The sequence below is a fragment of the Komagataeibacter oboediens genome (assembly GCF_003207815.1).
Lineage (GTDB): Bacteria > Pseudomonadota > Alphaproteobacteria > Acetobacterales > Acetobacteraceae > Komagataeibacter > Komagataeibacter oboediens.
Window position 1 is genome coordinate 171842 of record NZ_NKTX01000002.1, and the last position, 15755, is coordinate 187596.

A 15755-nucleotide genomic window follows, 5' to 3' on the forward strand; every position below is an offset into this window, starting at 1 on the left:
CAGGGACGTCAGGGCCAATACCAATGAACTGGACACTTGCGCTGCCTGAAATCGTGCTGGCCCTGTCGGGGCTGGTCATCCTGCTTGCCGGGGTGATGCAACGGCGCGGGCAGGCCTTCTTCTCCTGTGCGATGATGACGCTGCTGGCCCTGGTGGTTACCGGCATCCTTGTCGTGTTTTCGCCCGATGGCACCGGCTACAGCCATATCTTCATCAATGACGGCTTTGCCCGTTTCATGAAGGTGCTGAGCCTGACGGGGGCTGCGCTGTCGGTTGTGCTGAGCGTGGGATATGCGCGGGAAATGGAAATCGACAAGTTCGAATTTCCGGTCCTGATCCTGTTTTCCACGCTGGGCACGATGATCATGGCGTCCTCGGGCAACCTCATGACGCTGTTTGTCGGGCTGGAACTGTCCTCGCTGTCCATCTATATCCTGTGCGCCTTCGCGCGTGACCGGGTGACGGCGGCAGAGGCAGGGCTGAAGTATTTCGTGCTGGGGTCGCTGGCGTCGGGGCTGCTGCTGTATGGCATCTCGCTGGCGTACGGCTTTGCCGGGACGATGGAATATGCGGGCCTGCAGCAGGCGGTGCGCGGCAGCGCGGTGCTGCCGGCGGGGCTTATGGTGGGGATCGTGTTCGTGCTGGTGGGGCTGTGTTTCAAGCTGTCCATGGTGCCGTTCCATATGTGGACGCCCGATGTGTACCAGGGCGCGCCCACGTCGGTCACCGCGTATATGGCCGGTGCGCCCAAGATCGCGGCCTTTGCCGTGCTGCTGCGTGTCATGGCCGGGCCCTTTGGCAGCATGACGCCGCAGTGGCAGCTGCTGATCGAGGTCGTGTCCGCCGCTTCCATGGTGTTCGGCTCGCTTGCGGCCATTCCGCAGGGAAACATCAAGCGGCTGATGGCGTATTCCTCCATCGGGCATATGGGCTACGCCATGATCGGCATGGCGGCGGGCACGGCGGAGGGCACGCGTGGCACGCTGGTCTATCTGGTGACCTACCTGTTCATGAATGTCGGCGCGTTCGCGGGTATTGTCGCCATGCGCCGCAGGGGGCGGGCGGTCAGCCAGATCAGCGACCTGTCCGGCCTGGGCCGTACCGACCCGGGCATGGCGCTGGCCATGGCGGTGTTCATGTTCTCCATGGCGGGGGCGCCGCCGCTGGCGGGGTTCTTTGGCAAGCTCATGGTGTTCTATGCCGCGATCAACGCGCATCTTTACGCGCTGGCGGCAATTGGTATCGTCAGCAGCGTGATCGGGGCGTATTACTATATCCGGATCGTCAAGATCATGTTTTTCGATGCCGCTGCCCCGGCGCTGGACCGCTCGCCTGTTTCCGTCTCCTTCGTATCGGTGGGAATGGGGCTGGTGACCACGTTCTTCGTGGTGGGGCTTGGTCCTGTCGCGACAGCAGCACAGGCGGCGGCGAGCGCACTGTTCAGGTAACGCATGACCCAGCCCGCCATCTGCCCCTCCGTCGTGTCCATACCCCGTGGCAATGGGGGGGCATGGCGGATGGAGGTGCATGACAGGCTGGGATCGACATCCGACCTGTGCAAGAACCGGCTTGATGCAGGGCAGGGGGAGGACGGTCTCGCCATCCTGGCGCTGAAACAGACGGCGGGACGGGGCAGCCGGGGACGGGAATGGCATGATCCCGGTGGCAACCTGGCCCTGTCCATCATGCTGGTGGGACCCGGGGCGGTGGTGCCGGTGGGGCTGTGGCCGTTCATCGCCGGTCTGGCGCTGCATGACGCCATGGCAGGTTATGTTCCCCCGGGTCACGCGCTGGAACTGAAATGGCCCAATGACCTGCTGCTGGATGGCCGGAAGATGGCCGGTATCCTGATCGAGACCGGAACGGAAGGCGGCGTGTCATGGCAGGTGATCGGCATTGGTGCGAACCTGCGTGGCAGGCCTGATATCGCCGGCCGCGCGCTGTCCTGCCTGGCGGATTGCGGGGGAGACGTGCCTGCGGCGCCCGAGATGGCGCGCGCCCTGCTGCACCATCTTGACCTGTGGCTGGCGCGGTATGGCGCGCATGGCTTTGACGCCATACGCGCGGCCTGGCTGGAACGTGGGCACGCGATTGGCACCCCCATCCGGGTTGCGGCGGGAAACCAGCAGTTTACCGGCACGTTTGCAGGACTGGAGGATGACGGTATCCTGCTGCTGCGTACGTCCGCGGGTGTGCGGCGCGTGGTGACGGGCGAGGTGCTGCTGGCCCCGGTGAACCGAGAATAATCGGCCCGGATCAAGGAAAGAGATTTAAGTTGGCGGGATTACATGATAATCCCGTGCAGGATTTTATGGCGAAAGGTGTCGAGCGCCGTCCCCCATCCGGGCCGGGGGATGCGCTGCTCCACCCGCGCCAGCAGGGCAGGCGGACCGGCGGCATGCTGGCGCCAGACAGGATTTTGGCCCCGACCGGGCTGACAGCAGGGCACGCAGATCGGCACGGAACAGGCGTTCCGGGCCCATTTTTCAAACGCATCTGAAACAATGGTAACTGACACAGGATTTATTGATGAATGATATGACAGGCGTTTCATTCCTTCCGTTGGGCGGAACAGGCGAAATCGGCATGAACCTCAACCTGTACCGGCAGGGTGAGACATGGCTGGCGGTGGATTGTGGCATCGGCTTCAGCGGCAATGATACGCCGGAGGCGGAGATCATCCTGCCTGATCCGGTTTTCATTGCCGAACGCAGGGACAGGCTGGCCGGTCTGGTCGTCACCCATGCGCATGAAGACCATCTGGGCGCCATTGCCCATCTATGGCCGCAGCTTGGCTGCCCGGTCTATGTCACCCCGTTTGCCGCTGCCGTGCTGCGCCGCAAGCTGGGGGAGGCGGGCCTGCTGCAGCAGGTGCCCATCCATGTGGTGGCGCCCGGCAGCGCCTTTACGGTCGGGCCGTTTGACCTGCGTTTCGTCTCGGTCACGCATTCAGTGCCGGAATCACAGTCGCTGGTGCTGCGCACGCCGCAGGGCATCATTGTCCATACCGGTGACTGGAAGATCGATCCCGACCCGCAGGTCGGCCCCCCCACCGATCTTGAAACCTTCGCCGAACTGGGGCGCGAGGGCGTGCTGGCCATGGTGTGCGACAGCACCAATGTCCGTACCGAAGGTCCGTCCGCGTCCGAAGCCGACGTGCGGCGCGAGATGACGCGCCTCATCGCCTCGCTCGAGGGGCGGATTGCGGTCACCTGTTTCGCCAGTAACGTCGCCCGCGTGGAAACGCTGGCCATGGCGGCAAAGGCTGCTGGCCGCCGCGTTGCAGTGGTCGGGCGCAGCCTGCGCAACCTGGAGGTCGCGGCGCGCGAATGCGGTTACCTGTCGGACGTGCCGCATTTCCTGTCGGAACAGGACGCCAACTCCATCCCCGACAACCAGATCCTGCTGATCGTGACCGGCAGCCAGGGCGAACCCCGTTCGGCCCTGTCGCGCATCGCGGCTGACACCCACCCCAACATCGCGCTGGGTGAGGGGGACACGGTCATCTACAGCAGCCGCATGATCCCGGGGAACGAGCAGGCGGTGATCCAGGTGCAGGACAGCCTGACCCGGCGTGGCGTGCATGTCATTACCGACAAGGACCACCTTGTGCACGTATCGGGCCATGCCACGGGTGGCGACGTGCGCAAGCTGTATGATCTTGTGCGTCCGCGCTTCCTGATCCCGGTGCATGGCGAATGGCGTCACCTGACCGCCAATGCCGCCATTGCGCAGGAACTGAATATCGAACCCGTGCTGCTGGAAGACGGGGATATCCTCGACATCCGTGCCGACGGGGTCGAAATTGGCGATACTGCGCCCACCGGGCGGCTGGTGCTGGATGGCGGGCGTATCCTGCCCATGAATGGTGGCGTGCTGTCGGCACGGCGCCGGATGCTGTTCAACGGCATGGTGATGGGCAGCTTCGCGGTGGATGATGAAGGCTACCTGATCGGGGATCCGAAGGTCAGCGCGCCGGGCCTGCTGGATGCTGACGACCCCGAGACGCAGCGCGTGACCGAGGAATTCGGCAATGCGCTGGATGAAATCCCCGATGAACTGCGTGAAAACGACGCCACCTTCCGCGAAGCGGCCAAGACCGCCCTGCGCCGCGCACTGGGCCGCAAGCTGCAGAAGCGCCCGCTGGTGGATGTCCACCTGCTGCGGGTGTAAGGGGCTGCGGGCAGGGGCCGCAAATGATTATGGCAGGGAACGGACGGGCCGTTTCCTGCCATTTTTTTTGGTACGTTTTCCCTAAACCCGGCGTTTTTCTGTGCAACCAGATTTGCCTGCGCAGCTTACGCCCCGGACGTCGCTGCCGCCATGCCCCCTCACGCGGATGTTTTCGCTTCGGGGGGCTTTGTCCATCACGCTTCGGTGTGGCGCGGGGAGGGGACACGCACATGCCCCATTCCACGGGCGTTGTGATTGGTTTAGGGTCCGCAGCATTATCGGTTCTCATACTTCAAGGTTCATACGGATATGCGTCTGTCCCGCAGTTTTCTGCCGACCCTCAAGGAAAATCCGGCCGAGGCCCAGATCACGTCCCACCGGCTCATGCTGCGTGCGGGCATGATTCGCCAGACCGCGGCAGGTATCTATGCCTGGCTGCCGGTGGGCCTGCGGGTGCTGCGCAACATTGCGAACATCGTGCGCCACGAGCAGGACGCCGTGGGCGCGCAGGAACTGCTGATGCCCACCATGCAGTCAGCCGACCTGTGGAAGCGCTCGGGCCGGTATGACGCCTATGGCCCGGAAATGCTGCGCATCCGTGACCGCCATGAACGCGACATGCTGTTCGGTCCGACCAATGAGGAAATGATAACCGACCTGTTCGGTCAGGCGGTCAAGTCCTACAAGGAACTGCCGCAGGTTCTGTACCAGATCCAGTGGAAGTTCCGTGACGAGGTCCGCCCCCGTTTCGGCGTGATGCGTGGGCGTGAGTTCTACATGAAGGACGCCTACAGCTTCGACCTTGATCACGACTCTGCCGTCGATACCTATCGCCGCATGATGCTGGCCTACCTGCGCACGTTCCAGCGCCTTGGCGTCCGCGCGATTCCCATGCGGGCCGATACCGGGCCGATCGGTGGCGAACTGAGCCACGAATTCCTGATCCTGGCCCCCACGGGGGAAAGCGGCGTGTTCTTCGACAGCGCGCTGGAGGACCAGGACTGGCTGGGTGAAAACGTGGATGTGACCAGCCGGGACTCGCTTGAGAAGTTCTTCACCGGCATGACCGCGTTCTATGCCGCGACGGACGAAATGCATGATGCGGATGCATGGGCAAAGGTGCCCGCCGAACGCCAGCGCGAGGGGCGCGGCATCGAGGTCGGGCATATCTTCAACTTCGGGCGCAAGTATACCGAGTCCATGGATATTGCCGTAAGTGGTCCCGACGGCGCACCGCTGTATCCGGAAATGGGGTCGTACGGCATCGGCGTCTCGCGCCTTGTCGCGGCGATCATCGAGGCCAGCCATGATGATAACGGCATCATCTGGCCGGCATCCGTCGCCCCCTTCCGGGCCGTCATCATCAACCTGAAGAATGGTGATGCGCAGTGCGACGCCATCTGTGAAAAGTTGTACGCGGCAGCCCCTGACGACCTGCTGTATGATGACCGCGCCGAGCGCGCGGGCGCGAAGTTTGCCGATGCCGACCTGCTGGGCCATCCGTTGCAGCTGATTGTCGGCCCGCGCGGGGCGAAGGATGGCAAGGTGGAAGTCAAGGACCGCCGCACGGGTGAACGCACGGAGGAAACGGTGGACGCTGCACTGGCCCTTATCGCGAAAATCCGCACCTGATGTTTGGTCCCTTCGAGCGGATGGTCGCCGGGCGGTACCTGCATGCCCGGCGGGGGGAGCGGTTCGTGTCCGTCATCGCGATCTTCTCGCTTGTGGGGATTGCGCTGGGTGTTGCTACGCTGATCATCGTCATGTCGGTCATGAACGGGTTCAAGGCCGACCTGCTGGGGCGGATTCTCGGGCTGAATGGCGATCTCAGCGTATTCGGCGTCACGCGCACCATCAGCGATTATGATGATGTGGCGGCCCGGGTGCGCAGGGTGCCCGGTGTCGTATCGGCGGCCCCGCTGGTTGAATCGCAGGTGCTGCTCAATTCCGGCAGCTACAATGCCGGCGGGCTGGTGCGCGGCATGACGCAGGCCGATTTGCTGGGGCTGCATGAAATCAGCGACAATCTTGTGGCGGGGGCCCTGGATGATTTTGGCGGGGATGACACCATCATCGTCGGTACCACGCTGGCTGAACGCGCAGGGCTGACGGTTGGCGGCAGGCTGACGCTAGTCTCCCCCCAGGGGGCGGCGACGGCGTTTGGCACCATGCCCCGCGTGCGCGCCTATCGCGTGGTGGCCATATTCGACGCGGGCGTGAATGACTACAACGCCAGCTATGTCTTCCTGCCACTGCATGCCGCACAGGTGTATTTCCAGATGCCGGGGCAGGTGACGCAGGTGCAGATCATGACCCGGGACGCGGAAAACGTGATTCCGGTCCGTCAGGCGATCGAGAAAGCCATGGATGGCAACGTGCGCGTGATGGACTGGACACAGACCAACAATGCCTTCTTCGGCGCGGTACAGGTGGAACAGAACGTGATGTTCCTGATCCTGACGTTGATCATCCTTGTCGCGGCCTTCAACGTGATTTCGTCGCTGATCATGATGGTCAAGGACAAGAGCGCAGATATCGCCGTGCTGCGCACGCTGGGGGCGACACGTGGGGCAATCATGCGCATCTTCCTCATGTGCGGGGCATCCGTGGGGGTGACGGGCACGTTCGCCGGTACGGGGCTTGGCATCGTGTTCTGCATGAATATCGAACATATCCGCCAGCTTCTGCAGCGGATTACCGGCACCAACCTTTTCAATCCCGAGGTCTATTACCTTGAACACCTGCCATCCAAACTGATCTGGTCGCAGGTGATCGAGGTGATCGCGATGGCGTTGGTGCTGTCGCTGCTGGCGACGCTGTACCCGTCATGGCGGGCGGCGAAGACGGACCCGGTGGAGGCCCTGCGCCATGAGTGACGTCCTGAGTGTGGATGCCGCCCCCCTGCGTATGGACGGCGTGGCGCGCCGGTATGTCAGCGGGGAGGAAACGCTGGATGTGCTGCGTGGCGCTGACCTGACGCTGCACCCCGGTGAAATCGTGGCCCTGGTGGCGCCATCGGGCACGGGCAAGTCCACGCTGCTGCATCTGGCGGGACTGCTGGAGCACCCGGATGCGGGCTGCGTCATGGTGGCGGGGCAGGACACGGGCGCGCTGACGGATGCCCGGCGCACCGAAATCCGGCGTGACCGGATCGGGTTCGTGTACCAGTTCCATCACCTGCTGGCTGAATTTAGTGCCCGCGAAAACGTCATGCTGCCGCAGATGATCGCGGGTGTTGCGCGCAAGGCGGCGCGTGCGCGGGCCGATGAACTGCTGGGCCTGTTCGGGCTGGGGCACCGGCTGGATCACCTGCCGGGCAAGCTGTCGGGGGGCGAGAAGCAGCGCGTGGCCATTGCCCGTGCGCTGGCCAACCGCCCGCATGTCCTGCTGGCGGATGAACCGACGGGTAATCTGGACGTGCATACGTCTGATGCAGTGTTTGACGCGCTGCTGGAAACCGTGTGGGCCCATGGGGTCGCTGCCCTGATCGCGACCCATAACATGGACCTCGCCCGCCGCATGGACCGGATCGTGACCCTGCGGGACGGGCTGGTTGTGCCTGTCGTTCCCGCTGCCTGAAAAGCCGTAAAGGGGTTTTGGTGAAGCTTCTTCAAAAAGCTTCAGAGAATATTGCTTTTTTGAAAAAAGGCGGCGCCCGGAAACTTTTATCATTTTCAGGGGGAGGCAGGTCACGCCCCGCGCATGGGGGCGTGCGAATCAGATGCGGTGTGGGGTAGGATGCGGCCATGTCCCATGCCGATTTCGTTCACCTGCGTGTCCATTCCGCCTATTCCCTCAGCCAGGGGGCCATCCGCGTGCCCGAACTGGTGGCGCTGGCGCATGACATGCGCATGCCCGCCGTCGCCATTACGGATACGGGCAATATGTTCGGCGCGCTGGAGTTTTCGCAATATTGCGGCAAGAAGGGCGTGCAGCCCATCATCGGCTGCCAGATCGGCCTGCCGTCGCGCAGTGACAAGCCCGGCAGCCCGGCGGAGCCCGTCGTCCTGCTGGCGCGCAATGCGGAAGGGCTGGCCAACCTGCAGTTCCTGTCCTCCTCGGGGTTCCTGCAGCACGAAACGGATGAACCGACCGTGCCGGTGGAACTGCTGTGCGAACGCGCGGGCGGGCTGTTCCTGCTGACGGGCGGCAGCCGGGGGCCATTATTCCACATGCTGGCCGAGGGGCAGGAGAGGGAGGCCGCGCGCCTCATGGACCGCCTGCATGAAGCCTATGGCAGCCATATGGCGGTGGAACTGCACCGCCATGGACAGGCGGCGGAACGCGCGGTGGAACCAGGCATGATCGCCATGGCCGACCGCATGGGACTGCCGCTGGTGGCCACCAATGAATGTTTTTTTCCGAAACCGGATATGTACGAGGCGCATGATGCGCTGCTGTGTATTGCGCAGGGCCGCACCATGGCCGAACGCGACCGCTGGCGGGTGACGCCCGAACACTGGTTCAAGCCGCCGGAGGTCATGCGCGAACTGTTCGCCGACCTGCCCGAAGCATGCGACAACACGCTGGATATCGCGCGCTGCTGCGCCATTGCGGTGGAAACGCGCAAGCCCCTGCTGCCGGTCTGCCCCAAGGTGGAAGAAGGACAGACCGAAGAGCAGACATTGCGGCATATGGCGGTGACCGGCCTGAAGAACCGCCTGTCGCGCATGACTGTCGATGACGAAACGCGCACGAAATACGAAGAGCGCCTGGCATTCGAACTCGACATCATCGCCCAGATGGGCTTCCCCGGTTATTTCATGATCGTGGCCGACTTCATCCAGTGGGCCAAGGCGCACGACATTCCCGTGGGACCGGGGCGTGGGTCGGGGGCCGGGTCGCTGGCGGCATGGGCGCTGACCATTACCGATATCGACCCCATTCCCTTCAACCTGCTGTTCGAACGCTTCCTCAACCCCGAACGTGTGTCGATGCCTGACTTCGACATCGACTTCTGCCAGGACCGGCGTGATGAGGTCATCCGCTACGTCCGCAATGAATATGGTCCCGACCGCGTGGCCCAGATCATCACGTTCGGTAAGCTGCAGGCGCGCGCGGCGGTGCGTGACGTGGGGCGCGTGCTGGGCCTGCCGTTTGGCATGGTCAACCGCGTGGCGGAGCTGATTCCCAACAATCCCGCCCAGCCGGTGACGCTGAAGCAGGCGATCGAGGGCGAGCCGCGCCTGCAGGAAATGCGCGACGAGGACGAGGCCATCCGCCGCCTGCTGGAAATCGGCCAGCAGCTGGAAGGCCTGTTCCGCCACGCCAGCACCCACGCGGCCGGCGTGGTGATTGGCGACCGCGAACTGGTGGAACTGGTGCCGCTGTACCGCGACCCCAAGAGTGACATGCTGGTCACGCAGTACAACATGAAGTTCGTGGAGCAGGCGGGGCTGGTCAAATTCGACTTCCTCGGCCTGACCACGCTGACCATCCTGCAACGCGCGGTGCAGTTCCTGCATGGCATGGGGATCGAGGTTGACCTGTCGGCCCTGCCGCTGGATGACGAACTGACCTACGACATGCTGGCGCGTGGTGATACGGGGGGCGTGTTCCAGTTTGAAGGCGCGGGCATGCGCGACGTGCTCAAGCAGATGCGCCCGACCCGGCTGGAGGACCTGATCGCCGCCGTGGCGCTGTACCGTCCCGGCCCCATGGCCAACATTCCCGATTACTGCCGGCGCAAGCATGGCGAGCCGTGGGAGCCACCGCACGAGGAGATCCGCGATATCCTCGAAGAGACCTACGGCATCATGGTCTATCAGGAACAGGTCATGCAGATCGCCCAGAAAATGGCGGGCTACAGCCTGGGCGGGGCCGACCTGCTGCGGCGCGCCATGGGCAAGAAGATCCGCGCGGAAATGGACCGCCAGCGCGTGATCTTTACCGAAGGGGCGATGAAGCGCGGCATCGAGCGCGAAAAGGCCGCCGAGGTATTCGACCTCATGGCCAAGTTCGCCGATTACGGGTTCAACAAATCCCATGCTGCCGCCTACGCTCTGGTGTCGTACCAGACAGCGTGGATGAAGGCGAACCACCCGGTTGCCTTCATTGCCGCGTGCATGTCCCTTGCGCGTGAAAAGACCGACAAGCTGGCGGGGCTGCGGCAGGAAGCGGACAGGCTGGGCATTCCGCTGCTGCCGCCCGACATCAATGCTTCCGGCGCGGATTTCACGGTGGAAAAAATGCCCGACGGCCAGACCTATGGCATCCGCTACGCGCTGGCGGCGGTCAAGAAGGTGGGGCTGAGCGCCATGCAGTCGCTGGTGGCGGTGCGTGGTGACAGGCCATTCAGGGATCTGGAGGATCTGGCCGCGCGTCTTGACCCCCGGCAGGTCAACAAGATGCAGCTGGAAAACCTGGCCCGCGCGGGGGCGTTCGATACCATCTTGCCCAACCGTGCGCAGGCCTGCGGGGCGGCGGAAACCGTCATGCGGCGCGCGCAGGCCAATGCACAGGAAGCGGCCAGCGGCCAGATCGGCCTGTTTGGCGGTGGCGGCAGCGCACCGGCCCAGCGTGAACCGCTGCGCCTGCCGCGCTGCGCCGACTGGCCTGAATTCGAACGGCTGAACATGGAAGCGGACGCCATCGGCTTCCATCTGACAGGGCATCCGCTGGATTCCTATGGTCCGCTCATGCGTAGGTTGGGCGCGGTCAGGGCCACGGGGCTGGAGGCGGCGGCACAGGCGGGCATCGGCCGCGTCAAGATCGCGGGCTGCGTGGTGGACCGAAAGGAACGCCCCACACGCACGGGCAACAAGATGGCGTGGGTGCGCCTGTCCGATGCATCTGGCGGGTGCGAGATCACGTTCTTTTCCGAAGTGCTGTCGCGGTCGCGCGAAATCCTGGTGGCGGGCAATGCGGTGGTTGTCTCGGCGGATCTGAAGATGGATGGCGAAGCACTGCGCATCACCGCGTCCGACGTGATGGAACTGGAACAGGCGGCGGCGGAAGCGGCGGCCGAACTGCGCATATGGTTCGACCGGGCGGATGCGCTGGAACCGATCCGTGACGTGCTGCAGGGCAATGGCAACGGGCGGGGGCGGGTGATCCTGCTACCATCGGTTGCGGAAACGCGCGACGTGGAACTGACGCTGGCCGAACGCTACCGTGTGACGCCACGTGTGGCGCAGATGATCAAGGCCATCGAAGGCGTGGGTAAAGTGGAACAGTTCTAGGCCCGTAGCCAAAGCGCGGGCAGGGATGTCATGAACCTTGCATGTGCGGGGCTGCGGTGTCATACGCAACCCCTGCCTGTTTTTTTCATTGTCCCTGTCGACGCAATGCCGGATACAGAATGGACCAGACCAATCCCGCTACCACCCTGTCGCACCAGCACGTTACCTTTCCCGACGGATTGCAGCTGGACTGTGGCTTCCACCTTGCCCCGGTGGACGTGGCGTACCGCACCTATGGCACCCTGTCGCCCGCGCGTGACAATGCGGTCCTTGTCTGCCATGCGCTGACGGGCGACCAGTACGTGGCCGACCCCCATCCCCTGACGGGCAAGCCCGGATGGTGGGGGCGCATGGTCGGGCCGGGGCTGCCGATTGATACCGACCGTTTTTTCGTCATCTGCGTGAATGTCCTGGGCGGCTGCATGGGCACGACCGGTCCGCGCAGCCTGCGCGTGCGCGAAGACGGCACGGAAGAGCCATGGGGCACGGATTTTCCCGCCATCACCATCCGCGACATGGTGCGTGCGCAGCATCTTCTGATCGAACATATGGGCATTGACCGCCTGCTGGCGGTGGTGGGCGGGTCCATGGGCGGCATGCAGGTGCTGGAATGGTGCGCGACCTATCCGCAGAAGGTGTTCGCGGCCATGCCCATCGCGACATCGCCCTTCCATTCGGCGCAGAACATCGCGTTCAACGAGGTCAGCCGTCAGGCCATATTCGCCGACCCGCAATGGCATGGCGGCCGCTACTGGGAATGTAACGAGATCCCGGCCCGGGGGCTGGCGGTGGCGCGCATGATGGCGCACATCACCTACCTGTCCGAAGCGGCGCTGACGCGCAAGTTCGGCCGCCGCGTGCGCACGTCGCCCGGACGGGGGACGGCAGGGGGACCTGGCGCGCTGTTTGGCGAGATGTTCGAGGTGGAAAGCTACCTTCGGCATCAGGGATCGACGTTCGTGCGGCGGTTTGACGCCAATTCCTACCTGACCATAACGCGCGCGATGGATTATTTCGATCTTGGCGCCGAGCATGACGGCGACATGTCGCGTCCGTTCAGGGGAACGCGCACGCGGTTCTGCATCATCTCGTTTTCGTCCGACTGGCTGTTCCCCACCTCGCAGGCGCGGCTTCTGGCGCGGGCACTTAATCAGGTCGCGGCAAACGTGTCCTTTGTCGAGATCGATAGCGACAAGGGGCATGATGCCTTCCTGCTTGATGAACCTGATTTTGACCGGACGATCCGCGGCTTCCTGTGCGGGGCTGCCGAACATGCGGGGATTGGCTGACCATGCGGCTTGACCAGCGCCTGATCGCAGGCATGATCCGTCCCCGAACCCGCGTGCTGGATGTGGGCAGCGGTGACGGTGCGCTGCTGGATTACCTGTTCCGCAACAGCGGGTGTGACGCGCGCGGGATCGAGATCGACATGCGCGAGGTTACGCGCTCGGTCGCCCATGGCCTGCCGGTCATGCATGGTGATGCGGACCATGACCTTGTCCATTATCCCGATAATGCGTTCGATTACGTGGTATTGCAGCGCACCCTGCAGGCGGTCGAGCGCCCGCGTGAGGTGCTGCGCCAGATGCTGCGCATCGGGCGGTACGCCATCGTGTCGTTTCCCAATTTCGGCCACTGGCGCCTGCGCCTGCAGCTTCTGCTGCGCGGGCGCATGCCCATGACCAGCGTGTGGAGCACGCCGTGGTACGACACGCCCAACATCCACCCGTGCACGATCCTCGACTTTTTGACGCTGTGTCGCGATGAGGGCTATGTTGTCCAGCAGTGGATGGCCGTTGATGAAGACGGCGAGCGCGCACCGTGGCGGCGTTCGATCCGGCTGGCCAACCTGTTCGGGGAGCAGGCGCTGTTTCTGTTGCGGCGCAAGGACACCACCCCCCGGAAATAAAGTCGCCACGGTGGGGAGAAGTGATAGTGGATACTCTTGAGGCCATCCGGACCCGGCGCGCCATCCGCGCGTATGACCCGACGCATGAGATCAGTCCGGCGGACCTGCACGAACTGCTGTCGGCTGCCCGCCATGCCCCTTCGGCGTTTAATATCCAGCACTGCCGTTTCGTGGTGGTGAAGGACCCGGCCCTGCGTCGTGAACTGCGCAAGGTGGCGTGGGACCAGCCGGATGTGACCGATGCCTCCGCCCTGATCGTGATCTGTGCCGACCGTGATGCGTGGAAGAAGGATCCGGCCCGTTATTTCGATGGCGCGCCCGATGACGTGAAGCAGCGCATGGCCGACATGATCCGGGGCTATTACGACGGTCGCGAATGGGTCCAGCAGGACGAAACCATGCGCAGTGCGGGGCTTGCGGCGCAGACCCTCATGCTGGCCGCGACGGCCAGGGGGTACCAGTCCTGTCCCATGGACGGGTTTGATTATGATGCGGTCGGCCGGCTGATCAACCTGCCCGCCGACCATGTGGTGGCGATGTTTGTCGTCATTGGCAAAGGCACGGAACAGGCCCCGCCGCGCGTGGGCAGGCTGCCCGATGCCGAGGTCATCCTGACCGACCGCTTTCCCCCGGCCTGAACCGGGGGCGTCCCGCATGGCGGGACAAAAAGGGGAGGAAGTCTGCATGAAAAAGCTTGCGGTCCTTCCTGCAACCCTATACAGCCTCACGCTTGGGAACAGACCGCGCCTGTTCCCTGTGCTGGTTTGATTGCACGTGTCCTTGACGCGGGGGACACGATACAGAAGCAGACTGGACCGGCCTTTATCCCTTACATGATATCCTTGCGACGACAGACCGAGTGCCCCCGTGCATACAAGGGCCGGTGTCGGGTATGTCTATCAGTTCGCCATCCGGGCATGCAGGTTCCTGTACGCCCCGCGGCCCTGTTTTTTCGCGCCAGGAGGCGCCATTCATGACAACGTTTGCCGATCTTCATCTTGCAGAGCCGCTGCTGCGGGCACTGGACGAGGAAGGCTACGCCACGCCCACCCCCATTCAGGCTGGCGCCATTCCCTATCTGCTGGAAGGGCGTGACCTGCTGGGGCTGGCACAGACCGGAACAGGCAAGACCGCGGCTTTCGCGCTGCCGATCCTTGACCGGCTTTTCCGCGAAAAGGGCCGTGCCCACCCCAAGGGCGCGCGCGCGCTGGTGCTGGCGCCGACCCGCGAACTGGCTTCCCAGATCGGGGAAAGCTTCGCATCCTACGCCCGCCACATGCGCTTCAGCCATGCCGTCGTATTCGGCGGCGTAGGTCAGGGACGCCAGATCGAGGCCCTGCGCCGTGGCGTGGACGTGCTGGTTGCCGCCCCCGGCCGCCTGCTGGACCTGATGGGACAGGGGCACGTCGACCTGTCCGGGCTTGAGGTACTGGTGCTGGACGAAGCCGACCGCATGCTGGACATGGGCTTCGTGCGCGATATCCGCAAGATTGTCGCGGCCCTGCCGACCGACCGGCAGACGCTGCTGTTTTCGGCAACAATGCCCAAGACCATTTCCGATCTGGCGCATGGCCTGCTGCGTGATCCCGCCACGGTGCAGGTCACCCCGCCATCCAGCACGGTGGACCGTATCCGCCAGGCCGTGATGTTTGTCGATACCGGCAACAAGCGCGAGGCGCTGAAGCTGCTGGTTGATTCGCCCAAGGTCGAACGCGCCGTGGTCTTCACGCTGATGAAGCATGAAGCCAACAAGGTGGCGGCCTTCCTGAACGAACACGGGATCACGGCCGAAGCCATTCATGGCAACAAGTCGCAGGGTGCGCGTGAACGTGCCATGTCCGGGTTCCGGTCGGGCAACGTCAAGGTGCTGGTGGCGACCGATATCGCCGCCCGTGGCATTGACGTGGATGACGTGACCCACGTGTTCAATTACGACCTGCCCAACGTGCCCGAAAGCTATGTGCACCGCATTGGCCGCACGGCGCGTGCCGGGCGTGAAGGCTGGGCCGTTTCCTTGTGTGATGCGGAACAGCGGGCGTGGCTGCGCGATATTGAAAAGAATATCGGCAAGAAGATCCCGGTCGTGTCCGAACATCCCTACCATTCGGAAGGGGCCGAAAACTCCACCATGCGTCCGCCCGTGCTGGGCGGCGGGGGTGGCCGTGGCCGCGGGGGCGGCGGTGGCCGTTCCGGTGGCGGACGCCCCGGTGGCGGTAGTCGCCCGGCGGGTGGTGGCCGTCCGCCCGGTGGTGGTCGTGGCGGCCGTCCCGGCGGCGGTGGCCGCCCGGGCGGTGCATCGCGCCGCGCGGTCTGACCATACGCGGCGGTTCCGCCCGGTGTGATGATATGGGAAAGGCATCCGGTCCATGTGACCGGGTGCCTTTTTTACGTTTTATCAGCGGGGCAGGGCAGTGCAGGTAGCTTTTGCCGAGTAATCCGGTCGCGATGATTTATCATGCAATGTATATTCATGATTTGTATCCATGCCGATA

General features: G+C 63.9%; 11 protein-coding genes. All 11 read left to right on the forward strand.

What is annotated here, in order from left to right; genetic code table 11:
• Positions 1–23 precede the first annotated feature (23 nt).
• The 11 genes from nuoN (at position 24) to CFR80_RS02770 (ending at position 15577) form a co-directional block, all read left to right on the forward strand.
• A complete protein-coding gene (nuoN, locus tag CFR80_RS02715; RefSeq protein WP_010512949.1) occupies positions 24–1448 on the forward strand; it encodes an NADH-quinone oxidoreductase subunit NuoN in 1425 nt (474 codons plus the stop codon).
• A 3-nt stretch (positions 1449–1451) separates the two neighbouring features.
• A complete protein-coding gene (locus tag CFR80_RS02720) occupies positions 1452–2246 on the forward strand; it encodes a biotin--[acetyl-CoA-carboxylase] ligase (RefSeq protein ID WP_010512950.1) in 795 nt (264 codons plus the stop codon).
• A 283-nt stretch (positions 2247–2529) separates the two neighbouring features.
• On the forward strand, positions 2530–4173 hold the full coding sequence (locus CFR80_RS02730) for a ribonuclease J (RefSeq protein ID WP_029329218.1): 1644 nt from the start codon (positions 2530–2532) through the stop codon (positions 4171–4173).
• Between the two features lie 309 nt (positions 4174–4482).
• Positions 4483–5805 carry a proline--tRNA ligase gene (gene proS / locus CFR80_RS02735; RefSeq protein WP_010512954.1) on the forward strand — a complete coding sequence of 441 codons (1323 nt, stop codon included), beginning with the start codon at positions 4483–4485 and terminating at the stop codon, positions 5803–5805.
• Positions 5805–7049, forward strand: a complete 1245-nt coding sequence (locus CFR80_RS02740; protein ID WP_010512955.1) for a lipoprotein-releasing ABC transporter permease subunit — start codon at positions 5805–5807, stop codon at positions 7047–7049. Before proS ends, CFR80_RS02740 begins: the two co-directional genes overlap by 1 nt.
• Positions 7042–7752 carry an ABC transporter ATP-binding protein gene (locus CFR80_RS02745; protein WP_110507071.1) on the forward strand — a complete coding sequence of 237 codons (711 nt, stop codon included), beginning with the start codon at positions 7042–7044 and terminating at the stop codon, positions 7750–7752. The genes CFR80_RS02740 and CFR80_RS02745 overlap by 8 nt, the downstream gene beginning before the upstream one ends.
• 167 nt (positions 7753–7919) lie before the next feature.
• Entirely contained in the window at positions 7920–11354 is a 3435-nt protein-coding gene (gene dnaE / locus CFR80_RS02750; protein ID WP_010512957.1) for a DNA polymerase III subunit alpha, read from the forward strand.
• Between the two features lie 119 nt (positions 11355–11473).
• On the forward strand, positions 11474–12643 hold the full coding sequence (gene metX / locus CFR80_RS02755) for a homoserine O-acetyltransferase MetX (RefSeq protein WP_010512958.1): 1170 nt from the start codon (positions 11474–11476) through the stop codon (positions 12641–12643).
• A 2-nt stretch (positions 12644–12645) separates the two neighbouring features.
• Positions 12646–13263, forward strand: coding sequence for a methionine biosynthesis protein MetW (metW, locus tag CFR80_RS02760; RefSeq protein WP_010512959.1), 618 nt, complete (start codon positions 12646–12648; stop codon positions 13261–13263).
• Positions 13264–13289: 26 nt separating this feature from the next.
• A complete protein-coding gene (locus tag CFR80_RS02765) occupies positions 13290–13901 on the forward strand; it encodes a nitroreductase family protein (protein WP_010512960.1) in 612 nt (203 codons plus the stop codon).
• A gap of 335 nt (positions 13902–14236) precedes the next feature.
• Entirely contained in the window at positions 14237–15577 is a 1341-nt protein-coding gene (locus CFR80_RS02770) for a DEAD/DEAH box helicase (RefSeq protein WP_010512961.1), read from the forward strand.
• Positions 15578–15755: the final 178 nt, after the last annotated feature.

Coding starts and splice junctions, on each gene's coding strand:
- nuoN (WP_010512949.1), top strand. CDS start 24: ATGAACTGGACACTTGCGCTGCCTGAAATCGTGCTGGCCCTGTCGGGG.
- CFR80_RS02720 (WP_010512950.1), top strand. CDS start 1,452: ATGACCCAGCCCGCCATCTGCCCCTCCGTCGTGTCCATACCCCGTGGC.
- CFR80_RS02730 (WP_029329218.1), top strand. CDS start 2,530: ATGAATGATATGACAGGCGTTTCATTCCTTCCGTTGGGCGGAACAGGC.
- proS (WP_010512954.1), top strand. CDS start 4,483: ATGCGTCTGTCCCGCAGTTTTCTGCCGACCCTCAAGGAAAATCCGGCC.
- CFR80_RS02740 (WP_010512955.1), top strand. CDS start 5,805: ATGTTTGGTCCCTTCGAGCGGATGGTCGCCGGGCGGTACCTGCATGCC.
- CFR80_RS02745 (WP_110507071.1), top strand. CDS start 7,042: ATGAGTGACGTCCTGAGTGTGGATGCCGCCCCCCTGCGTATGGACGGC.
- dnaE (WP_010512957.1), top strand. CDS start 7,920: ATGTCCCATGCCGATTTCGTTCACCTGCGTGTCCATTCCGCCTATTCC.
- metX (WP_010512958.1), top strand. CDS start 11,474: ATGGACCAGACCAATCCCGCTACCACCCTGTCGCACCAGCACGTTACC.
- metW (WP_010512959.1), top strand. CDS start 12,646: ATGCGGCTTGACCAGCGCCTGATCGCAGGCATGATCCGTCCCCGAACC.
- CFR80_RS02770 (WP_010512961.1), top strand. CDS start 14,237: ATGACAACGTTTGCCGATCTTCATCTTGCAGAGCCGCTGCTGCGGGCA.